The organism is Halohasta salina (assembly GCF_024178165.1).
In the GTDB taxonomy this organism is placed as follows: domain Archaea; phylum Halobacteriota; class Halobacteria; order Halobacteriales; family Haloferacaceae; genus Halohasta; species Halohasta salina.
In genome coordinates, this window is record NZ_JAMZIE010000001.1 from 88,444 (window position 1) to 108,275 (window position 19,832).

At 65.3% G+C, this 19,832-nt stretch carries 22 protein-coding genes; 9 read left to right on the forward strand and 13 right to left on the reverse strand.

Annotated elements, in window-relative coordinates:
• Nucleotides 1–27: 27 nt before the first annotated feature.
• Nucleotides 28–918: a transcription initiation factor IIB gene (locus tag NKJ34_RS00450; RefSeq protein WP_425491751.1), complete on the reverse strand. Its 891-nt coding sequence runs from the start codon at nt 916–918 to the stop codon at nt 28–30.
• 194 nt (nt 919–1,112) lie between these two features.
• Between NKJ34_RS00450 and rnhA the strand changes: the two genes are divergently transcribed.
• Both rnhA and NKJ34_RS00460 read left to right on the forward strand, forming a co-directional pair.
• Entirely contained in the window at nt 1,113–1,703 is a 591-nt protein-coding gene (rnhA, locus tag NKJ34_RS00455) for a ribonuclease HI (protein WP_253736295.1), read from the forward strand.
• Nucleotides 1,696–2,256 (forward strand): DUF7108 family protein, encoded by a 561-nt coding sequence (locus tag NKJ34_RS00460; protein WP_253736296.1) that lies wholly within the window; start codon nt 1,696–1,698, stop codon nt 2,254–2,256. Before rnhA ends, NKJ34_RS00460 begins: the two co-directional genes overlap by 8 nt.
• 2 nt (nt 2,257–2,258) lie before the next feature.
• On the opposite strand, the gene NKJ34_RS00465 is transcribed toward NKJ34_RS00460, so the two are convergent.
• A complete protein-coding gene (locus NKJ34_RS00465; RefSeq protein WP_253736297.1) occupies nt 2,259–2,618 on the reverse strand; it encodes a PadR family transcriptional regulator in 360 nt (119 codons plus the stop codon).
• A gap of 266 nt (nt 2,619–2,884) precedes the next feature.
• On the opposite strand from NKJ34_RS00465, the gene NKJ34_RS00470 reads away from it, so the two are divergent.
• From NKJ34_RS00470 to NKJ34_RS00485, 4 genes are all read left to right on the forward strand, one after another.
• Nucleotides 2,885–3,415, forward strand: a complete 531-nt coding sequence (locus tag NKJ34_RS00470) for an inorganic diphosphatase (RefSeq protein ID WP_253736298.1) — start codon at nt 2,885–2,887, stop codon at nt 3,413–3,415.
• Between the two features lie 288 nt (nt 3,416–3,703).
• Nucleotides 3,704–4,633 (forward strand): rhomboid family intramembrane serine protease, encoded by a 930-nt coding sequence (locus NKJ34_RS00475; RefSeq protein WP_253736299.1) that lies wholly within the window; start codon nt 3,704–3,706, stop codon nt 4,631–4,633.
• A complete protein-coding gene (locus tag NKJ34_RS00480; RefSeq protein ID WP_253736300.1) occupies nt 4,634–5,464 on the forward strand; it encodes an endonuclease V in 831 nt (276 codons plus the stop codon). It begins immediately after the preceding gene.
• Nucleotides 5,465–5,525: 61 nt separating this feature from the next.
• Nucleotides 5,526–6,350, forward strand: coding sequence for an SDR family oxidoreductase (locus tag NKJ34_RS00485; protein ID WP_253736301.1), 825 nt, complete (start codon nt 5,526–5,528; stop codon nt 6,348–6,350).
• Here the strand turns inward: NKJ34_RS00485 and NKJ34_RS00490 are convergent, their stop codons facing one another.
• Nucleotides 6,351–7,505 (reverse strand): ArsA family ATPase, encoded by a 1,155-nt coding sequence (locus NKJ34_RS00490; protein WP_253736302.1) that lies wholly within the window; start codon nt 7,503–7,505, stop codon nt 6,351–6,353. It lies immediately after the preceding gene.
• A 45-nt stretch (nt 7,506–7,550) separates the two neighbouring features.
• The gene (locus NKJ34_RS00495; protein WP_253736303.1) at nt 7,551–8,657 is read right to left on the reverse strand and encodes a pyridoxal phosphate-dependent aminotransferase; all 1,107 of its coding nucleotides are present in this window, start codon (nt 8,655–8,657) and stop codon (nt 7,551–7,553) included.
• A 96-nt stretch (nt 8,658–8,753) separates the two neighbouring features.
• On the opposite strand from NKJ34_RS00495, the gene NKJ34_RS00500 reads away from it, so the two are divergent.
• Complete coding sequence (locus NKJ34_RS00500; RefSeq protein ID WP_253736304.1) at nt 8,754–9,245, forward strand: metal-dependent hydrolase; 492 nt, start codon at nt 8,754–8,756, stop codon at nt 9,243–9,245.
• Nucleotides 9,246–9,274: 29 nt separating this feature from the next.
• On the opposite strand, the gene meaB is transcribed toward NKJ34_RS00500, so the two are convergent.
• From meaB to NKJ34_RS00530, 6 genes are all read right to left on the reverse strand, one after another.
• Nucleotides 9,275–10,351, reverse strand: a complete 1,077-nt coding sequence (gene meaB, locus NKJ34_RS00505) for a methylmalonyl Co-A mutase-associated GTPase MeaB (RefSeq protein ID WP_253736305.1) — start codon at nt 10,349–10,351, stop codon at nt 9,275–9,277.
• A gap of 2 nt (nt 10,352–10,353) precedes the next feature.
• On the reverse strand, nt 10,354–10,770 hold the full coding sequence (locus tag NKJ34_RS00510) for a cobalamin B12-binding domain-containing protein (protein ID WP_253736306.1): 417 nt from the start codon (nt 10,768–10,770) through the stop codon (nt 10,354–10,356).
• Nucleotides 10,771–10,812: 42 nt separating this feature from the next.
• Nucleotides 10,813–11,517, reverse strand: a complete 705-nt coding sequence (locus tag NKJ34_RS00515; protein ID WP_253736307.1) for a CAP domain-containing protein — start codon at nt 11,515–11,517, stop codon at nt 10,813–10,815.
• A gap of 225 nt (nt 11,518–11,742) precedes the next feature.
• On the reverse strand, nt 11,743–11,937 hold the full coding sequence (locus NKJ34_RS00520) for a cold-shock protein (protein WP_253736308.1): 195 nt from the start codon (nt 11,935–11,937) through the stop codon (nt 11,743–11,745).
• A 125-nt stretch (nt 11,938–12,062) separates the two neighbouring features.
• On the reverse strand, nt 12,063–13,286 hold the full coding sequence (locus NKJ34_RS00525; RefSeq protein ID WP_253736309.1) for an HD domain-containing protein: 1,224 nt from the start codon (nt 13,284–13,286) through the stop codon (nt 12,063–12,065).
• Between the two features lie 52 nt (nt 13,287–13,338).
• Entirely contained in the window at nt 13,339–15,141 is a 1,803-nt protein-coding gene (locus tag NKJ34_RS00530; RefSeq protein ID WP_253736310.1) for an acetyl-CoA carboxylase biotin carboxylase subunit, read from the reverse strand.
• 154 nt (nt 15,142–15,295) lie between these two features.
• Here NKJ34_RS00530 and NKJ34_RS00535 point away from each other — a divergent pair, with 154 nt between their 5' ends.
• A complete protein-coding gene (locus tag NKJ34_RS00535) occupies nt 15,296–15,502 on the forward strand; it encodes a hypothetical protein (RefSeq protein ID WP_253736311.1) in 207 nt (68 codons plus the stop codon).
• 141 nt (nt 15,503–15,643) lie between these two features.
• Here NKJ34_RS00535 and NKJ34_RS00540 read toward each other — a convergent pair whose 3' ends face one another.
• Both NKJ34_RS00540 and NKJ34_RS00545 read right to left on the reverse strand, forming a co-directional pair.
• Complete coding sequence (locus tag NKJ34_RS00540) at nt 15,644–15,976, reverse strand: DUF8022 family protein (protein ID WP_253736312.1); 333 nt, start codon at nt 15,974–15,976, stop codon at nt 15,644–15,646.
• 2 nt (nt 15,977–15,978) lie between these two features.
• Nucleotides 15,979–17,523, reverse strand: a complete 1,545-nt coding sequence (locus tag NKJ34_RS00545; protein ID WP_253736967.1) for an acyl-CoA carboxylase subunit beta — start codon at nt 17,521–17,523, stop codon at nt 15,979–15,981.
• A gap of 204 nt (nt 17,524–17,727) precedes the next feature.
• On the opposite strand from NKJ34_RS00545, the gene NKJ34_RS00550 reads away from it, so the two are divergent.
• Nucleotides 17,728–19,053 (forward strand): sodium-dependent transporter, encoded by a 1,326-nt coding sequence (locus tag NKJ34_RS00550; RefSeq protein WP_253736313.1) that lies wholly within the window; start codon nt 17,728–17,730, stop codon nt 19,051–19,053.
• 23 nt (nt 19,054–19,076) lie between these two features.
• On the opposite strand, the gene NKJ34_RS00555 is transcribed toward NKJ34_RS00550, so the two are convergent.
• A complete protein-coding gene (locus NKJ34_RS00555; RefSeq protein WP_253736314.1) occupies nt 19,077–19,781 on the reverse strand; it encodes an SDR family NAD(P)-dependent oxidoreductase in 705 nt (234 codons plus the stop codon).
• Between the last annotated feature and the right edge of the window lie 51 nt (nt 19,782–19,832).

Below are 19,832 nucleotides of genomic sequence, written 5' to 3' on the forward strand. Positions count from 1 at the left end.
GGCCCCCGGCGGATTTGAACGTTCGGCCTACCCCGACAGCCCCATCGCCTCGATCTGCTCCTGATACCGGTTGCGGATCGTCACCTCGGTTACCTGTGCGACGTCGGCGACCTCGCGTTGGGTCTTCTTCTCGTTGCAGAGCAGCGAGGCCGCGTAGATCGCCGCCGCGGCGAAGCCGGTCGGCGACTTGCCCGACAGCAGCCCCTCTTCGGCGGTGGTGTCGATGATCTCCTTGGCCTTCGCCTGGACCTCCTCGCTGAGATCGAGCTGCGAGGAGAATCGGGGAACGTACTTCTTGGGGTCGACCGGCCGCATCTCCAGGCCGAGTTCCTGGGAGATGTAGCGGTAGGTCCGGCCGATCTCCTTGCGGTCGACACGGGAGACCTCGGCGATCTCTTCGAGGCTGCGCGGAATCCCCTCCTTCCGACAGGCGGCATACAGCGCCGCCGTCGAGACCCCTTCGATGGAGCGGCCGCGAATCAGGTCCTCGTTGAGGGCCTGTCGGTAGATCACCGAGGCGACCTCCCGGACCGATTGGGGGACCCCCAGCGCCGAGGCCATCCGGTCGACCTCGCTGAGGGCGAACTGGAGGTTGCGCTCGCCGGCGTCCTTGGTGCGGATGCGCTCCTGCCACTTCCGGAGGCGGTGCATCTGACTCCGCTTTTCGGAGGACAGCGACCGCCCGTAGGCGTCCTCGTTTTTCCAGTCGATGGTCGTGGTCAGCCCCTTGTCGTGCATCGTGTTCGTCGTCGGGGCCCCCACGCGGGATTTCTCCTGGCGCTCCGAGTGGGTGAACGCCCGCCACTCGGGGCCGCGGTCGATCCGGTCGTTTTCGATGATGAGCCCGGTCGGCTCGTGCATGAGCTCGCCGTCCGACGTACGGACGACGTCTTCGGGGTCGACGTCGTCGAGGTCGATCCCCTCGGCGTCGCCCTCCTCGTGTTGCGTCTCGCCGTCGACGCGCTGGCGGGTTGACCGTGTCATCCCGTTGCATAGTAATCCGTGGAACGATTGTAAACCTACTGGGTACCATTCCCACTGCCGGCGGGGCCACTGGCCTCACGGCCGGTCGGCAACGAATCACCTTTGAGGATCCCGTCCCCAGCGGCGGTATGCCAACGATCGACTGCGATCCCGACGACGCGGCCGACCGCCTCCGAGCTGCGGGCGTCGACATCGAGCCGGGAAACATCCCCCACGAGGCGTGGCGCGCCGAACGCGACGGGGCGGTCGCGGTTGCCTACGATGACAAGGTCGTCGTCCAGGGCGCCGATCCCGGCCGGCTCACCACGCTGCTACAGGAGGGCGGCGGCCGCGCCCACGTCTACTTCGACGGGGCCTCTCGCGGCAACCCCGGCCCTGCGGCGGTCGGCTGGGTGATCGTCACCAGCGACGGGATCGCCGCCGACGGCAACGCCCGGATCGGCGAGACCACGAACAACGACGCCGAGTATCAGGCCCTGATTCGCGCGTTGGAGGCCGCTCGGGACTACGGACTCGACGAGGTCGACATCCGGGGGGATTCGGAACTCATCGTCAAACAGGTCCGCGGCGAGTGGAACACCAACGAGCCGACGCTCCGGGAGCGGCGGGTGCGGGTCCGGGAACTCCTGACGGGGTTCGACCGCTGGTCGCTCGAACACGTGCCGAGAGAGATAAACAGCCACGCCGACGAACTGGCCAACGAGGCACTCGATGAGTGAGCTCCCACAAGACGCAGTCGACGCCGCAGAGCGACTGACTAAACTCGCCCGCCAGGTCGGCGACGAGGCCGAGGCCGACGCCTACCGCCAGCGACGCGCCGAGACGCTCGCCGAACACGAGTACACCGCCCGCGTCCGCGATGAGGACGAGACGCTCGTGTTGTATCCCGACGCGTGGCTCGACGACGATGGCACGGTGATCCTCGATCGGATCGAGGATACCGACCGCGCCGTCGAGGTGCCGCTGTCGACCGCGGGCGGCGAGGGGTCGTGGGCGGAGATCGAGGCCCACAACGCCGCCCTCGTCGAGGCCGTCGCCGAGGAGTACGGCGAGATTCACGCGAAAAACGCCCGCGCCTTCGCGGACTTCATGGGGAACCACTATCTCGCCCGCGTCGACGAGGCGACCGACAAACAGCTCGCGGAGTTCACTCGTGAGTACTTCCCACGGAACGCGTGGCCCGATAAAAAACAGCGAGAGGTCGTCGAGACCTCCCTCGAATACCTTGTTTCCGTCTCCGAAGCCGACTGCCCAGGTCAGGCCTCCGAGTAACCTTATTTCAGGGCGTCGACGAGGTCGTAGATGTCCTGTGCGCGGTCGTGGTTGGTGACGAACTTCGAGAGGTCCCACTCGAACTGGCCGAGGATGGCCTCGTAGCCCGTTTCGGTCAGTTCGTACTGGTTGGTCCGTTTGTCGAGTTCGCTCTTTTCGACCAGTTCCATCTCGACCAGATCGTCGAGGTTGGGGTAGAGTCGACCGTGGTTGACTTCGGTGCCGTAATACTCCTCGAGTTCGCGCTTGATCGCCAGCCCGTAGCGCGACTCTTCGGCGAGGATCATGAGGATGTTCTGTTGGAACGCGGTCAGATCGCGTGCCATGCCCGTCTCATCACTGACTGATTGTGCCTCTGACATAGTAGGATTAATGTCATCATGCTATTTAACACTTCGTAATCAGAATCGGAATCCACCATCGAAGGAGAACTATTTTCGGCCACCACCCGTTCAATCACCCGTTTATCGCCGCCGTCGGTCACGGATGGTCGACAAAAACGGCGCGTGTTTCGCATCGTGTGTCCGAGATTGGAGATGTCTGCCGGGCAGTGAATGCGTGTGGATGACACGAACGGCCGGGGAGTCCCGAAAGGACTTTTGTGTGTGTCTGGGAATCGGTAGATGGAATGACGAACCTCTGGAAAACCCTCGATGCGGGACCCGACGCGCCGGAGACGATCTACGCGGTCGTCGAGTGCCTGAAAGGCGAGCGGAACAAGTACGAATACGACAAGGACATCCCGGCGGTCGTGCTGGATCGGGTGCTCCACTCGAACGTCCACTACCCCTCCGATTACGGCTTTATCCCCCAGACGTGGTACGACGATGACGACCCTCTCGACGTACTCGTGTTGGTCGAGGACGCCACCTTCCCCGGCTGTGTGATCGAAGCCCGCCCGGTCGCACTGATGGGCATGGACGACGGCGGCGAGCAGGACGACAAGGTCATCGCCGTCCCGACCGAGGACCCACGCTACGACCACATCGAAGACCTCGACGACATCCCACAGCAGACTCAAGACGAGATCACCGAGTTCTTCAACACCTACAAGAATCTCGAAGAGGGCAAAGGCGCTGACGTTCTCGACTGGGAGGACAAAGCCGCCGCCATCGACGCGATCGAACACAGCCAAGAGCTCTACGACGAGACGTTCTAACCGCCCGACATCCCTGTTTTCGCCGCGTTCGTTCACTGTTTCGGCCGCGAATGTGTCAGATGCATACTCACACCGGCCGGAATGTGGTATGCGCATGGGTAATTATTTGGGTGTGTGGACCGAACGAATAGTCGTGATGTCAGCAACGGAATCCGACTTCGGGATCCGGCATCCGACGGTCGTCCCGACGAACTTCGAGCCGGTCGACGACCCCGACGAGTCCGACGACGACCAGTGAACCGGTTCGGAGCCAAACGTCTTTCATCCCACCGCCGCTAGAGGTAGCTAATGGCGAGATGCGACGAGTGTGGCGTCGACGAAAACATGCCGTACCAGTGCCGGCGCTGTGGCCGGACCTTCTGTGCGGACCACCGACTCCCGGAGAACCACGACTGTCCGGGGCTCGACGACTGGAACGACCCCGGCGGCGTCTTCGATAGCGGGTTCGACGACTCGGTCGACGGCGGCGGCCGAACCTCGACGGCCAAGGGGATGGTCGACAAACTGACCGGCACGGGCGGGCCACTGGGGTATTTCCGTGGGAACATGGCCTACACCATGCTGGCGCTGATGTGGGTCACGTTCATCCTCCAGTGGCTCGTCATCCTCGTCGGCGGTGGGGGGCTCCACCAGACGCTGTTCGTCCTCCGGCCCGCCTTCCCCGAGTACGTCTGGACGTGGGTTACCTCGGTGTTCGCCCACTCGCCGACGAACTTCTTCCACATCGTGTTCAACAGCATGGTGATCTTCTTTTTCGGCCCGCTGGTCGAACGTTACATCGGCTCGAAGAAGTTCGCCCTGCTGTTCGTCGGCAGCGGCGTCCTCGCCGGACTGAGTCAGACCGCCCTCACCATTTTCGAAACGACGGTCACCCCAGCGACGCCCGGCGTCCTCGGAGCCAGCGGCGCGGCGCTGGCGATCATGGGCGTGCTGACGATCCTCAACCCCAAGCTCAAGGTGTTGATCTACTTCATCATCCCCGCGCCGATCTGGCTGCTCACCCTCGTGACGGCCGCGGTGAGCGTCTTCTTCATCGGTTCCGGGCAGGCCGGCGGTGGCGGGATCGCCCACGGCGCCCACCTCGTCGGCCTGATCGTCGGCCTCGCCTACGGCCAGTACATCAAACAAACCCAGAACATCCGCACCCAGAACCGGTTCCGCCTCGGCGGCGGTGGCCCCGGCGGCGGTATGGGCGGTCCCGGTCGCGGTCGGTTCTGAATGGAGCCCGCCCGCCCGGATCTCCTCCCCGACCCTTCGTTGTCCCGCGAAGAGATGGAGGCCCTCCAGCGGACTGTCGCCGCCGATGCCGAGTTCACCGACCGACTGCCGTTCGATCCGGCTGTCGTCACCCGGTCGACCCGACCAGCCGACACAACAGGATCGGCGCAGTCGACGCTCGCCTCCGGGACGACCGATATGGCGAGCGACACCCACGAGCCGCCGGTCATCGCGGGCGTCGACCAAGCCTTCGTCGACGATACCGCGATAAGCGCTATCGTCGCCCTCCGGGACGGCGAGGTGATCGAACGCACCCACGCCGTCACCGATCTGTCGGTGCCCTACATTCCCGGCTTGCTGTCGTTTCGGGAGGGCGAGGCGATCGTCGACGCGTTCGCCACGCTCAACTGCGAGCCCGACCTCGCCTGCTTCGACGGCAGCGGCCGCATCCACTTCCGGCAAGCAGGATTAGCGACCCACATGGGCGTGATCTTCGACCTGCCAGCCATCGGGATCGCTAAGAACCTCCTCTGCGGCACGCCACGGGAGTCAGTCGACGACCGACCCGAGGGGTGGCGCACGCCCATCGAGTCGACCGACGCGGTCGACTGTCCACCGGGGACGACAATCGGCTACGCCCATCAGTCGAGACAGTACGACTCCGGCAGTCAGTCGATCAATCCGCTCTACGTGAGTCCGGGCCACCGCGTGAGCGCCGAGACCGCGGTCGACCTCGTGGCCGTCCTCGGCGGCGGGTACAAACTCCCCGAGCCGACGCGGCTGGCCGACAGCTACGCCGACGAGGTCAAATCGCAGATCGTCGACGAGTGAGTCGGTCGTGTCCGGCCAACAAACACCGTATAATTAACACCCACGGGGCGGAACGTAGGGTGTGCAACCGAAGACGGTACTCATTACTGGCTGTTCGTCCGGCATCGGGCGGGCCACTGCGCTGGCGTTCGCCGACGAGGGGTGGACGGTGTACGCGACCGCCCGCGATCCGGCCGACATCGAGACGCTCGAAGACGCCGGCTGTCGGACCGACCGGCTCGACGTCACCGAACAGGATGACATCGACCGGGTGGTCGACCGCATCCTTGACGAGGAGGGCGCGATCGGCTGTCTGGTCAACAACGCCGGCTTCGGCCAGTTCGGCTCGCTGGAAGACGTGCCGGTCGAGAAGGTCGCCGAACAGTACGAAGTCAACGTCTACGGCCCCCACCGACTGATCCGGGCCGTTTTGCCCCACATGCGCCGGGAAGAAGAGGGGACGATCGTCAACGTTTCGTCCGTGGCGGGCCGCGTCGCCTTCCCCGGCGGCAGCGCCTACTGCGGCTCGAAGTTCGCCCTCGAAGCGATGTCGGATGCCCTCCGCGCCGAGGTCGAACCGTTCGGGGTCGACGTCGTCGTCGTCGAGCCCGGGCCGGTCCGGACCAGCTTCTCGGATCGGGCCGAAGCCGAGGCCGACGGCAACGACCGCACCGGGGCCTACGAGGACTTCTATAGCCTGTTCGACGACACCGAGGCCATCGGTGGCGACGGCCCCGGCTCGGTGTCGCCGGAACGGGTGGCCGAGGATATCGTCAACGCCGCCAGCGCGACCAAACCGGTCGCCCGTGTCCCGGTCGGGACGGCCGCCCGCGTGAGCGTCCTCGCTCGGTTCATTCCCGATACGATCCGCGATCAGCTCTGGTCGGTCGTTCGCCGGTTCACGTAGTTACGCCAGACAGGCAGCCACGACCCGGAGGGCCGCCTCGCCGCGTACCTCGTCGGCCAACAGCGGGACCCGCTTTACCTCGCGGCCGCGGAACAGGTCGGTCGCCCCCTGCAAGGCGTCCTGCTGGACGCCCCACCGGCACTGACAGAACTCACAGTCCTCCAAGTTCGGCGTGACGATCCACTCGGGGTCGACCTCGTGGTCGGTAATCTCCGCGAGGTCCTCCATCACTCTGTTGACCACGAGCGTCCCGACCGGGATACCGAAGGCGTCGAGTTGGTCGACCAGCCGCTCGGATTCGACGACACTCATCTCCTCGGGGATCATCACGACCCGGAAATCCGTCTGCTCGGGGTCACGGAGCACACCCCGAAGGCGTTCGATGCGCTCCCGCAACTCCTCCAAATCGGCCGACGGATCGGCGTCGTTCCCCCCGCCGAACATCCCTTTGAGTCCCTCGAACATCCCCTGCATTCGCTGTCGCATCTTCATCACGCGGCCGACCATCGAGTCCATGAGTTCGGGGAGTTCGAGCAGCCGCAGGGTGTGGCCGGTCGGTGCAGTGTCGACGATCACCCGGTCGAAGCGTGGATCGTCGAGGTATTCGAGCAGTTGGCGCATCGCTACCGCCTCGTCGGCGCCGGGCATCGAGCCGCCCATCCCCATCATTCCGGCCAGCCCGCCCATCCCTTCTTCCTCGTCGTCGCCGAGCATATCACCCATCGGGCCGAGTTGCTCGCCCATCTCGCCCATCCCGCCGAGGGGGTTTTCGTCGGTGCCGAACATCCCCTCGCCCATCGCCTCGTCGGGATCGATCTCGGCAGCCCACAGCGGGATCTCCTCACGGATTCGGGTCGGCGTCGGTGGAATCGCGGTTTCGAGGGTGTCCGACAGCGAGTGGGCCGGATCGGTCGACACCACGAGCGTCGACGTGCCACCGGCGGCGCTCGACAGCGCGGTCGCGGCGGCCATCGTCGTCTTGCCGACGCCGCCCTTTCCGCCGTACAGCACGTACTCGGGGGCGTCGACACCTGCCGGCAGGTCGGTTTTCGTCGCTGTGACCTCGACCGGCTGTGGGCCCGTATCCGCCGTGTGTTCCGCCTCGGGTTCCTCGCCTTCGACCTCGTCGACGGCTTCGACATCGATCTCGCTCATACCCGAGGGGAGACCGCCGGGACTTGTGTAGCCGTCGGTCCCCCCTCACCTCGCCTCGAAGTAGTCGGCCAGCCGTTCGGCGGCCTCGGTCACCCGCGGCGTGACGAGCGCAAACCGGAGCCACTCCTCGCGCGCATTCCCGAACGTAGAGCCCGGCATCCCCGCGACCCCGGCCTCGTCGACCAGCGTCTTGACGTTCTGCATCGTGCCGGGGAAGCCATCGAACCGCGCCAGCACGTAAAACGCCCCGTCGGGAGTGGTGTACTCGGCTCCGGCCTCGTCGAGCGCCGCGGTGAAGGCCTCAACGCGCTCGGTGAGTCGCTCGCGTGCCTCCCGGTAGTAGTCGGGGCCTGTTTCGCGGTAGGCGGTGTATACCGCCTGCTGGGCGGGTCTGCTCCCGGTCACATTGACCAGCATGTGTCGGGTTTTGGCCGCCTCGACGAGGTGTGGTGGGAAGATCGCGTACCCCACACGGAAGCCGGTGATCGCCATCGACTTCGAGACGCCGCTGGTGACGATCACGTTGTCCGCATCCAGAGTGAGCGCGCTCTCGAAGTGGCCCGAGAAATCGAAGTGGTCGTAGACCTCGTCGACGACGACCAGCGCGTCGTGGTCGGCGGCCGTCTCGACGACCGCCCGGACCGACTCGATGTCGTACACCGCACCGGTGGGGTTGTTCGGCGTGTTGAGGACGACGAGCGCGGTGTCGTCGGTGATCGCCTCGCAGGTGGCCTCGACATCGAGGCTACCGTCGCGGGCCGCGTCGACGAGTCGCGTCTCGCCGTCGAGCATCGACACCTTGCCGGGATAGTAGGGGTAGACGGGGTCAATCAGGACGGCCTCGTCGCCGGCCTCGCGGTCGAGCGCGCGGGCCATCCCGAGGTAGTTGGCCTCGCCGGTGCCGTTGGTGACGATCACCCGGTCGGGGTCGACGTTGCGGCGCTGGGCGATCTCCTCCCGAAGCGGCGTCAGACCGTCACTCGGGGGATACTGGAACTCATCGGCGTCGGCGGTGGCGTACGCACTGAGTCCGTCGCGGATGGCTTCCGGCGGCTCCCAGTCGGGGTTGCCGCTGACCATGTCGATCACGTCACCGTCGGCCGCCGCGGCATACTGCATCACGTGGAAGAACTGCGGCGTCTCGTAGTTCATAGGCGGGAATTCGAGGCCGAACCCCTCTTTCTTTCGCCATCGCTGTCAGTCACCAGTCGGAAACATACACATAGCTGGGCAGATAGTCTCTGCATAATGAACAAACGCGGGCACGTGATGAACGCGGTGTTGTTGAGTATCGGACTCGGAGCCGTCCTTCAGCCGACCTGGGATCTAGCGACTGCGGAGATGATCGTCAAACTCTCGGTGCCGGTCACGCTGGGGGCACTGATGCCGGACGTCGACACTGCCTTCGGGAAACACCGGAAGACGTTCCACAACCTCCCGATGTTGGCGATCTTCATGGCGTGGCCGCTCTACTTCGGGAACCTCCAGTACGTCTGGATCGGCGTTGCCACCCACTACATCCTCGATGTGGTCGGCAGCACACGCGGGATCGCCCTGTGGTACCCCCTCCTCAGTCAGGAGTACAATCTCCCGGTCGGCATCCCGGTCTCTAGCAGCAAATCCGATCTCGTAACCGTCCTCGTGACTGGCGCCGAGATCGTCGCCTTCGCGGGGATTCTCTACTACGTCTGGCCGCAGGCGCTCGTCTACGGTGAGCAGGTCGCGACGGTGCTGCCGTAGTCGCCGACTCCTCGTCTAGTCGCCACCACCTACTTTTCAGATGCCTCGGGTCTCGTAGCGAGGGACTCCTCGACCGCCGATTCCAGCGGGTCGACCAACTCCCCGACAACCGTGTAGGGGTCGGTCTCGCGTCGCGCGACCCGCGAGGCGACGGCTTCGATGCCGCCGTGACCGTCGAGGACCTCCTCGGCGAGTCCCCCCACGTCTGCCCGGAGCAGCCGCCTGATCTCCGTTTCGGCCTGTCGCCGACGGCGCCCCTCGCCCGTCCCGGAGTCGACGAGATACTGTCGGTGATCGTCGAGTGCCGTCCGGAACTCGTCGACGCCCTCGCCGCTGGTGGCGACGGTTTCGATCACCGGCGGCGTCCAGCCGCCGTCGTCGACCGCCGCTGGTTCCGAATCCGTCGCGTTCGGCCCGTGGTGGCCGGCCGACAGCCCCGCCGCGGGTGCCGCATCCATGTGGATCATCGTTTCGAGATCGGCGACGGTGCCGGCGGCCTCGTCCTTGTCGGCCTTGTTGACGACGAACAGATCCCCGATTTCGAGGATCCCCGCCTTCAGGAGTTGGACGTCGTCGCCGGAGCCCGGCTGGACGACGACCGCGACCGTCTCGGCGGTTTCGACGATGTCGACCTCGTTTTGGCCCGCGCCGACGGTCTCGACGATGATTCGGTCCTTACCAAAGGCGTCGAGGGCTTTGACCGCGTCGGCGGTCGCCATCGACACCCCTCCGAGACGGCCGCGGGCGCTCATCGACCGGACGAAGACGTCCATGTCGCCCGCGGTCGACCCCATGCGGATCCGGTCGCCAAGCACCGACCCACCCGTATACGGCGAGGAGGGGTCGACCGCGATGACGCCGACGGTCTCGCCGGCCTCGCGGTACTGCTTGGTGAGCGCGTCGACCAGCGTCGACTTGCCGGTTCCCGGGCTCCCGGTTACCCCGACAACCGACGCCGTGCCGGTTTCGGCGTGGAGGGCAGCGAGGAGGTCGCGGTAGCCCGGCGCGCGGTTCTCGATTTTGGTGATGACACGGGCCAGCGCGGTGTGATCGCCGTCGAGTAGCGACTCGTACAGCTGGGCGTTGGCGTCGCTGAGTTCGGCCATGGTCACTCGTTGCTCGCGTGTTCGCGGACGAACGCGACGGTCTCCTCGGTCGAGGTGCCGGGGCCGAAGATCGCGTCGACGCCCGCTTCTTCGAGTTCGGGTTTATCCTCCTCGGGGATGATCCCGCCGACGAGAATCAGGGTGTCCTCGAAGGCGTCGTACGACCGCAGGCCCTCAATAACTTTGGGGATCAGCGTGTTGTGGGCCCCCGAGAGGATCGAGATCCCCAGTACGTCGACGTCCTCTTGGACGGCGGCTTGGACGATCTCTTCGGGCGCGCGGTGGAGTCCCGAATAGACCACCTCGAAGCCTGCATCCCGGAACGCGCGGGCGATGACGTGAGCTCCCCGGTCGTGGCCGTCGAGGCCGACCTTCGCCACGAGACACCGGGTGGCTCGCTGTGCGTGATCCGTGCTCATACCACAGTCTTTGTCCGAGATGGGTTTGATTGTACCGGACGGTTAGCTGACGCCGCCGGCCGAGTCCGTACAGAACGTCTGGGTCGCGTAGACGCGGTTGTTCTCGGTGACGATCACGCCGACGCCGCTTTCGACGAACGACTCCCGGAGGATGTTCTCACGGTGGCCCGGTGAGGCCATCCACCGGTCGACCAGGTGGGTCGCGACCGCGGACTCGTTCTCGGCGACGATCGTCTCGCCGTCGACGGCGACGGGTTCGTCGATCCACGACTGGGCGACGTTCTCGCCGCCGGCCCGACAGCCCGCGGCCGTGAGCCGGTCGGCGGGCGTCACACCGTCGGGGCTCTCGTGGCCGACGTAGCCATCGGCAATCATGTCGGCGCTGTGGCTGCGCGCCACCCGTTGGAGGTCGTCGTCGGTCGACAGCCGCTCGCGGCCGGCGGCGGTCCGTTCGGCGTTGACTTCCGCGTGTATCAGCCGTTCGATGGCCTGCTCGTCGGCGACGGTCGCGTTCTGGGTGACCGGTTGGCCGTCGAACTCGCCCGCGGAGTCGCCGACGGTCCCGGCAATCGCCTCGGTAATTTCGCCGGCCGACGCGCCGACGAACGGGACCGGCTGGCCACCGAGATCGTCGGCCAGCGGCCCCATCCCGGCAAAGCCGCCGGTTGCGACCAGCCCGATGACGACCAGATAGAAGACGATCAACCGGACGGCGATCCGGACCGGGACCGCGATTAGCCGGTACATACTCGAACGGAATGGCCTCGCTGAGGTGCTGGCATTGTGGGGGGACAGCCAGCAGTTGGCCCGCCTGCCGTATCACTCTATTTCAGCGGGGGTGAGATGTCGCTCTCGGTGATGAATCCTCCAGCCAGGGAGTCGACGCCAGTGCTATCGCTCGGCCATCAAAAATCCGCAAAACGGATTGCGTCGATACCGCGACGCGTCGTTACTGCACAGTGGGCGAACGCCTTAGAGGCGTTCGACGTTGGCCGCTCGTGGACCCTTCGGGGACTGCTCGATGTCGAACTCGACGTCCTGACCCTCTTCGAGGTCCGGGCCGCCAACGTCTTCCATGTGGAAGAAGACGTCGTCGTCAGCATCGTCAGTGTCGATAAATCCGTAGCCGCCTGTGTCGTTGAAGAAATCAACGGTTCCTTGCGCCATTGCATCTGCACTGAGTAGCTCCAGCGTCATAAACCCCCCGTGAGACGCGATACCTCGGACCGCGAACCGACCACACGAGGGGCGGCCTCGTCGACCGACGCCCGCGACCCATCGGTAGCCGTCGACTACTCGAACTCGTCGAGGGTCGCGTGGACGCCCCCGCCTCGCTTCCGGATCAGTCCGTCTGGGGGATCGAGGCCGAGTTCGTCGGCTGCGAGTCGACCCACTCGGTCCGTCGCCTCGGGTTGGGTGTAGACGCCGAGCCGCCACTGGCCACGCTGGGCGGTCCGTAAGGCACTCACTAACGGCGACTGTGCGCCGAGGTTGCGGATCTCGCCGCCGACCACCACTCGGGTCGTCGACTCCCGGATCGTCGGCTCGTCGGGGATCTCGACGATCACGTCCGTCGCAGGGAGTTCCGCACGCTCGGCGATCGTCGACTCCAACTCGCGGATCTCCCTATGCTCGGCTTCGAGCAGCGAGTCGGGGACGTGCTGGAGTTCGGCCCACACGGCTCGTTTGAGGAGGCGGCGGCTCCCGTAGCGCTCGGCGAAGGCTTCGGTCTCGGGCGTGTTGCGCAGTGCGACCAGCAGGTCGTGGTCGTCCATCCGGCGGATCCGCTCGGCGTCGAGAGCGGTCTCCTCGATGAGTCGTTCGGTAGCTCGCCGCAGCATCGCCTTGCTGATCCGGGCGACGGGATGCATGTAGACAGTCGGGTTCATCAGCGCGCGGGCCAAAAGCAGGCTCTCGGCGGTCTGGACGTTGCCTGCATCGAGGACGAGTTCGCCGTCGACGAAGGTCAGCTCCCGGATCAGCCGCTCGGTGTCGATGGTGCCGTAGGGGACGCCGGTGTGGTGGGCGTCCCGGACGAGGTAGTCCATCCGGTCGACGTCGAGTTCGCCCGAGACGAGTTGGCCGAACTGCCCCTCGCCGGCGACGAGCCCCGCGATATGGCCCGGATCGAGGTCGTGGTCCCGCAGGATCTCGCCGACCTCGCCCGATGTGAGGAGTTCGTCGACGTCGTCGTGGTATTTGCCCGTATAGCGGTGGGTGAGTTCCTCGATGTTGTGGCTGAAGGGACCGTGGCCGACGTCGTGGAGCAGCGCCGCCGCTCGGATGCGCTCGGCCTGTCGACCTTCGATGCCGATCTCGCTGCAGGCGCGGTTGGCGAGGTGGTAGACGCCGAGGCTGTGTTCGAAGCGGGTGTGATTGGCCGACGGGTAGACGAGTTGGACCGTCCCCAACTGCTTGATGTGCCGCAACCGCTGGACGGTCGGCGTATCGAGCAGCGCCTCGGCGACGCCCTCGATCTCGATGTGGTCGTGGACGCTGTCCTTGATCGTGGCCATACGGTCGATTTCACCGCCAGCCTGAAAAACAGTACTGCGGAGTCGGGGGTGGCTACTCCAGTACGACCAGCACGTCGCCCATGTCGACGCTATCGCCCTCTTCGACCATCACCTTCGTGACGGTACCGCCGCGTTCGGTCACCACGTCGTTTTCCATCTTCATCGCCTCCAGCACACAGACCACGTCGTCGGGGGCGATCTCGTCGCCGACCTCAACGTCGACCGAGAGGATCGTCCCCTGCATCTCGGCGGCCACGGTGTCGCCGCCCTCGACGGCCGCCTCGTCCTCGTCGTCGTCCTGCCGGGCCTGTGGGGGGCGCTGCATGCTACCGCCGTCGTTGCCGGGGTTCGACGATTCGACGGCGATCGGCGGTGCGCCGCGTTCTTCCAGCGAGACATCGAACCGCTTGCCGTTGACCTCGACGGTGAAATCCCGCTCGGTCGACTCTTCGTCGTCGTCGCCCTCGCTGCCGTCGTCGGTTGGCCCCCACTGGGCGACAGCCTCCTCGATCCGGGCCTGATCGAGTTCCTCGTCGAGATAGTTGGTCGTGTGCTCGCCCTTCGAGAACGCCTCGTCGGTCACCATCAGCCGGTGGAACGGGATGATCGTGTGGAACCCCTCGATCTCGAACTCCGCGAGTGCGCGCTCGGAGCGGACCAGACACTCTTGGCGGTCCGACGCCGAGACGATGAGTTTGGCGATCATCGAGTCGTAGTCGCCGCCGATCGAATCGCCCTGTCGGACCGCGTCGTCGATCCGGACGCCGATCCCCCCGGCGGGGTCGTAGGTTTCCAGCGTCCCCGTCGCGGGCTCGAAGTCGGCGGCGGCGTTCTCGGCGTTGATCCGGAACTCCATGGCGTGGCCCTCGATGTCGACCTCGTCCTGTTCGAAACTCAGTTCCTCGCCCGCGGCGATCCGGAGCTGCCACTTGACGATATCGAGGCCGGTGATCTCTTCGGTCACCGTGTGTTCGACCTGGATCCGGGTGTTGACCTCCATGAAATAGAAGTTGCCGTCTTCGACGAGGAACTCGACGGTGCCGGCGTTGGTGTAGCCCGCCGCGTCGACGCCCCGTTTGGCTGCCTCGCCGATCTCCTCGCGGAGTTCCTCGTCGAGGGCCGGGGAGGGCGCTTCCTCGACGACTTTTTGATGGCGGCGTTGCAGCGAGCAGTCCCGCTCGCCGAGATGTCGGACGCTGCCGTGGTGGTCGGCGATGATCTGGACCTCGATGTGTCGGGGGGCCTCCAGATACTTCTCGACGTAGACCGAGTCGTTGTCGAAGTAGGCTTCGCCCTCGCGTTTGGCGGTCTCGAACTGGGACTGGACCTCGTCTTCGCTGTGGACGACTTTCAGGCCGCGGCCACCGCCGCCACCCTCGGCCTTGATCGCCACAGGATAGCCGTAGTCGTCGGCGATAGCAGTGATCTCCTCGACCGATTCGACCGGCTCGGTCGTCCCCGGCACGACGGGCACGTCGGCCTCCTGCATCAGCGAGCGGGCTTTGGTCTTCTCGCCGAGGGCTTCCATCGCCTCGGCATCCGGACCGATCCACGTGAAGGGGCTGTCCTCGACTTTGGCGGCGAATTCCGCGTTCTCGGCCAGGAAGCCGTAGCCGGGGTGGATGGCGTCGGCACCCGCCTTCTCGGCAGCACCGAGGACCGCCTCGTGGTCGAGATAGGAGTCGGCGGCGCGGGCGGGGCCGATGTTGTAGGCCTCGTCGGCCTGCCGGACGTGGCCGGCGTGTTTGTCGGCCTCGCTGTAGACCGCGACCGTCCGGACACCCAGCTCCTCGCAGGCACGCATCACGCGAACCGCGATCTCGCCGCGGTTGGCGACCAGAACCTTGCTGAACATAGGGTGTTGTTTGCTCATCGGCCACCTGATTCTATCGGTCGACGGAGCCCCCGTAGCGGCCATCTACTCACGAATACTGATAGCTATCGGCCGGATTGCTGTCGGCCGTCACCTGGATCGAAACAGTCAGGTCTCCCGACTCGACCGGTCCGATATGACGCTCACAGGCAAGCAGATACAGTGGACGGCGATCGTCCTCGGGGCGACGTGCTACTTCTTTTTGGGCGCGCTCACCGAGATCGCGCTACCCGTTCAGTTCGGGGTGTTCCTCGGTATCGCCGTCCTCGTACCGGCGGTCGTGACCCGGTCGGTACCGCTCCAGCAGCCGGTCGACGAGGGCGACGACGAGTACCGGTTTTGAGTTCAGGCGAGCCGTTCGCCGCGTCGACCCGCTCGACCTGCGAACGCTCCGAGCCAGTGATCCAAGCGGTGGCTTCTATCTTCCACGGTATCCCAATAATATCGAAAACAGCATCTTCCGCCGGGTGTGAAATCCCGCCGCTCAGAACCGGTCGCTCCGACCGGCCGCAGTCCACCCATCTCTTGGGGTCGACGTCGGCGGTCGACCCGCGGCCTCGCCGACGGCTTCGAGTCGACCGGCGAACGCCCAGCTCCGGCGGCTCTCACCCTCCTCGTCGTCAGCCGCCGCGGCGGCTGCGGCCGCGGCCTGTCGGTCCCGGAGGTGGGCCGCGATGGCGACCGCGATGGCCGCGGCTTCGGCCTCGTCGGCGTCGGCCACACCACTGAGGTCGTCGACCGAGACGGTCGGCGCGTCGCCGTCGCCGGCGTCGGCGTCGGTCGCCGGTTCGTCGACGACGCCTGAATCGATAGCCATGGTTAGATCGGGATGTTACCGTGTTTCTTCGAGGGCTTGTCCTCGCGTTTCGACAGCAGCATGTCGAGATCGTCGATCAGCCGCGCCCGCGTTTCACCGGGCTCGATCACGTCGTCGAGGAAGCCCCGATCCGCGGCGGTGTAGGGGTTGGCGAACTCCTCGCGGTACTCGTCGATCAGTTCCTGCCGGCGAGCCTCGGGATCGTCGGCTTCGGCCAGTTCCTTCCGGTAGAGGATGTTCACGGCTCCTTTGGGCCCCATCACCGCGATCTCCGCGGTCGGCCACGCGTAGTTGACGTCGCCGCCGATATGTTTGGAGGCCATCACGCAGTATGCCCCGCCGTAGGCCTTGCGCGTGATCACGGTCAGCAGCGGCACGGTCGCCTCGGCGTACGCGTATAGCAGCTTCGCACCGTGGCGGATGATCCCGCCGTGTTCCTGATCGGTGCCGGGCATGAAGCCGGGGACGTCCTCGAAGGTGACGATGGGGATGTTGAAGGCGTCACAGAACCGGACGAACCGCGCGCCCTTTTCGCTGGCCTCGATATCGAGGGTTCCGGCGTTGACCCGCGGTTGGTTGGCGACGATGCCGACCGAGTGGCCATCCAAGCGTCCAAAACCGACGACGATGTTCTTCGCATAGCTCTCGTGGACCTCGAAGAACGACCCCTCGTCGACGACCTCCTCGACGACGTTGGTGGCGTCATACGGCTTCTTCGGCGCTTTGGGGACGATCTCGGCCAGCTCGTCGGTCCGGCGCTCGGGATCGTCCCACGGATCGACTCTCGGGGGATCCTCGACGTTGTTCTGGGGGAGATAGGACAACAGCAGCGCCATTTCGTCGAGGGCCTGCTTCTCGTCGTCGACCGCGAAGTGGGCCGCCCCCGAGGTGGAGGCGTGGGTGACCGCGCCGCCGAGTTCGTCGAAGCTGACCTCCTCGCCGGTGACGGTCTCGACGACGTCCGGCCCGGTGATGAACATGTGGCTCGTGTCCTTGACCATGAACACGAAGTCGGTGATCGCCGGCGAGTAGACCGCACCGCCCGCACAGGGGCCCATGATCCCCGAGATCTGTGGGATGACGCCGCTGGCGTCGACGTTGCGCTGGAAAATCTCGCCGAAGCCGCCAAGCGAGCCGACGCCCTCCTGAATACGCGCCCCGGCCGAATCGTTGAGGCCGACGACGGGCGCGCCGACCTCCATCGCCCGGTCCATCACCTTGCAGATCTTCTCGGCGAACACCTCGCCGAGCGAGCCGCCGAAGACGGTGAAATCGTGGGCGAAGACGAAGACGGTTCGGCCGTTGACCTCGCCGTAGCCGGTGACCACGCCGTCGGTGAGGATCTGTTGTTCCTCCATCCCGAAGGTGTGGTTCCGGTGGGTCCGGAACTGGTCGAACTCGTGGAACGTCCCGTCGTCGAGGAAGTAGTCGACCCGCTCGCGGGCGGTAAGCTTGCCTTTATCGTGTTGCTTGGCGATGCGCTCTTCGCCACCGCCCTGCTCGGCCTCGGCCCGCCGGGCTCTCAACTCCTCGATGCGGTCGTCCATCGTCATTGCGGACCACCAGTCATTGGCTGTAATCGACTACCAGCGGCATCAAAAGGGTTCCGCAACAGCATACGTGACTGTCTCATTCGAAAACCGGTTAGGATGTCGACGGGTTCTGGCTGTGGGATCGTTGAACAGTCTGTCCGTGCGATATTTATATCGGATATCATGCATATTTATATAATCGAAATCCAGCGTGTAGCTATGGACGTACGTGAGACGTGGGCGACGCGGCTGGGATTCATTCTCGCCGCGACCGGAAGCGCAGTCGGACTGGGCAACATCTGGCGGTTCCCGTTTCTGACCGGCGAGTCGGGCGGGGCAGCCTTCCTCGTGGTGTACCTCGCGTTGGTGTTGGTTGTCGGCCTCCCGGTGTTGCTCGTCGAGTTCGTGATCGGCCGGCGGTCGAACCGCAACCCGATCGGCGCGTTCGATCAGTTGAACCACTCCCAGTGGAAGTTCGCAGGGGCGGTCGGCGCGATTGCCGGCTTCATCATCCTCTCGTACTACAGCGTCGTCGGCGGCTGGGTCATCCAGTATCTGCTCGCCAGTTTCACCGGCGGCTACGGCACCGATGCCCAGGCGTTCTTCATGAGTACCGCCTCCGGACCGACCACCGTTGCCTTCCACGCCATTTTCATGGCACTCGTCGCCGGGATCGTCGCGCTGGGCGTCCGTAACGGCCTCGAAAAGGCCGCGACAGTGATGGTCCCGAGCGTCATCGTGCTGCTGGTTGGCTTGGCGATCTACGGCTCGACGCTCGGCGGGGCGGCCGAAGCCTACCAGTACTACCTGTACCCCGATCTGTCGACGCTACTCACCGACGCCGTCTCGGTGCTGCCGGCGGCGGCCGGACAGGCGTTTTTCACCCTCTCGCTGGGGATGGGCGTGATGATCACCTACTCGTCGTATCTCGCCGAGGATCGGAACCTGCTACGTGACAGCGGTCTGATCGTCGTGATCGACACTGGGATCGCGATTCTCGCCGGGCTGGTCGTCTTCCCGTTCCTCTTCACGCAGGGCGTCACGCCCGGTGAGGGCGGAGCCGGAGCGATCTTCATCAGCCTCGCGGGGGCGTTCAACGGCCTGCCGGCCGGCCAACTGCTCGGCGGCGTGTTCTTCTTCATGCTGCTGCTGGCGGCGCTGTCGAGCGCGTTCAGTATCTTCGAGGTCGTCGTCTCCTTTACGATCGACACCTTCGAGATCACGCGAGTGCGTGCCTCGGTGATCCTCGCCGTGGTCATCTTCCTGATCGGCATCCCGACCGCGCTCGACCTCACCTATCTCGACACCTACGACAAGTTCGCCAACAACATCCTGCTGATCCTCGGTGGACTGTTGCTCTCGCTGTTCATCGGCTGGGTCTACGCCTCGGATGCCCGCCACGAGTTGCAGAAGGGCCGCACCGAAAGTTGGGTCGGCCCCGTCTGGCTCAACACCGTCCGCTACTTCGTGCCGCCGGTCCTGATCATCACGTTGGCGCTGGCGGTCGTCGAATACTACGAGTTCATCCAGTCGACGTTCTTCTGAGGCCGCGGTTCGCCGATCCGTTTTCAGGCTTCGCCGTACACCGGAACAGCCGCGCCGCTGGTGACTTCCGCCGCGTCCGAACAGCAGAACTGCATGACGCGAGCGACCTGCGAGGGGTCGACCCACTCCTCGCTCGGCGTCATCATCTCGCGGTTCATCGGCGTATCCAGCACGCTCGGCAGCACACAGTTGGCGCGTACCGTGCCGAGGTTCTCCTCGGCAATCGTCTCGGTCAGTATCTTGACGCTCGCTTTGGTCGACCGATAGATCCCGTCGCCCTCGCCGCCCTCCAGCCCGGAGCGCGCCGAGACGCTGACGATCGCGCCCTCCGTCTCCTGTAGGTGTGGGAGGGCGTGTTTCGAGGCCAGAAACATCGTTTTGAGATTCACGTCGAACAGCATGTCGAACTGCCCGACGTCAGTCTCCTCGATCGGATCGCCGCCGCGCCACGTGCCGGCGATATTCAACAGGTAGTCGATCCGGCCGTGGTCGTCGACCACCGCTTCCATCGTCTCCTCGACGGCGGCCTCGTCGGTGAAGTCGGCCTGATAGAAGGCCACGCCGTCCCGCGGTTCCAGCAGCGAGTCCTCGCTTGCGATGTCGACGATGTCGCAGGCGGCCACCGTCGCGCCTGCCTCGGCGAAGGCCTCGACGACGGCGCTTCCAAGTGCCCCACAGCTTCCGGTGACGACTGCCACGTGGTCGGTGAAATCGAAGTCGACTGTCATATGGTGACAGTCGACGGCTCGATTTATAAATCGGTGGGGCGAGTCGCGCGG

Excerpts from the sequence above, each read along its gene's own strand:
- rnhA (WP_253736295.1), top strand. The coding sequence starts at position 1,113 with ATGCCAACGATCGACTGCGATCCCGACGACGCGGCCGACCGCCTCCGA.
- NKJ34_RS00460 (WP_253736296.1), top strand. The coding sequence starts at position 1,696 with ATGAGTGAGCTCCCACAAGACGCAGTCGACGCCGCAGAGCGACTGACT.
- NKJ34_RS00465 (WP_253736297.1), bottom strand. The coding sequence starts at position 2,618 with ATGTCAGAGGCACAATCAGTCAGTGATGAGACGGGCATGGCACGCGAT.
- NKJ34_RS00470 (WP_253736298.1), top strand. The coding sequence starts at position 2,885 with ATGACGAACCTCTGGAAAACCCTCGATGCGGGACCCGACGCGCCGGAG.
- NKJ34_RS00475 (WP_253736299.1), top strand. The coding sequence starts at position 3,704 with ATGGCGAGATGCGACGAGTGTGGCGTCGACGAAAACATGCCGTACCAG.
- NKJ34_RS00480 (WP_253736300.1), top strand. The coding sequence starts at position 4,634 with ATGGAGCCCGCCCGCCCGGATCTCCTCCCCGACCCTTCGTTGTCCCGC.
- NKJ34_RS00490 (WP_253736302.1), bottom strand. The coding sequence starts at position 7,505 with ATGAGCGAGATCGATGTCGAAGCCGTCGACGAGGTCGAAGGCGAGGAA.
- NKJ34_RS00495 (WP_253736303.1), bottom strand. The coding sequence starts at position 8,657 with ATGAACTACGAGACGCCGCAGTTCTTCCACGTGATGCAGTATGCCGCG.
- NKJ34_RS00500 (WP_253736304.1), top strand. The coding sequence starts at position 8,754 with ATGAACAAACGCGGGCACGTGATGAACGCGGTGTTGTTGAGTATCGGA.
- meaB (WP_253736305.1), bottom strand. The coding sequence starts at position 10,351 with ATGGCCGAACTCAGCGACGCCAACGCCCAGCTGTACGAGTCGCTACTC.
- NKJ34_RS00510 (WP_253736306.1), bottom strand. The coding sequence starts at position 10,770 with ATGAGCACGGATCACGCACAGCGAGCCACCCGGTGTCTCGTGGCGAAG.
- NKJ34_RS00515 (WP_253736307.1), bottom strand. The coding sequence starts at position 11,517 with ATGTACCGGCTAATCGCGGTCCCGGTCCGGATCGCCGTCCGGTTGATC.
- NKJ34_RS00520 (WP_253736308.1), bottom strand. The coding sequence starts at position 11,937 with ATGGCGCAAGGAACCGTTGATTTCTTCAACGACACAGGCGGCTACGGA.
- NKJ34_RS00525 (WP_253736309.1), bottom strand. The coding sequence starts at position 13,286 with ATGGCCACGATCAAGGACAGCGTCCACGACCACATCGAGATCGAGGGC.
- NKJ34_RS00530 (WP_253736310.1), bottom strand. The coding sequence starts at position 15,141 with ATGTTCAGCAAGGTTCTGGTCGCCAACCGCGGCGAGATCGCGGTTCGC.
- NKJ34_RS00535 (WP_253736311.1), top strand. The coding sequence starts at position 15,296 with ATGACGCTCACAGGCAAGCAGATACAGTGGACGGCGATCGTCCTCGGG.
- NKJ34_RS00540 (WP_253736312.1), bottom strand. The coding sequence starts at position 15,976 with ATGGCTATCGATTCAGGCGTCGTCGACGAACCGGCGACCGACGCCGAC.
- NKJ34_RS00545 (WP_253736967.1), bottom strand. The coding sequence starts at position 17,523 with ATGGACGACCGCATCGAGGAGTTGAGAGCCCGGCGGGCCGAGGCCGAG.
- NKJ34_RS00550 (WP_253736313.1), top strand. The coding sequence starts at position 17,728 with ATGGACGTACGTGAGACGTGGGCGACGCGGCTGGGATTCATTCTCGCC.
- NKJ34_RS00555 (WP_253736314.1), bottom strand. The coding sequence starts at position 19,781 with ATGACAGTCGACTTCGATTTCACCGACCACGTGGCAGTCGTCACCGGA.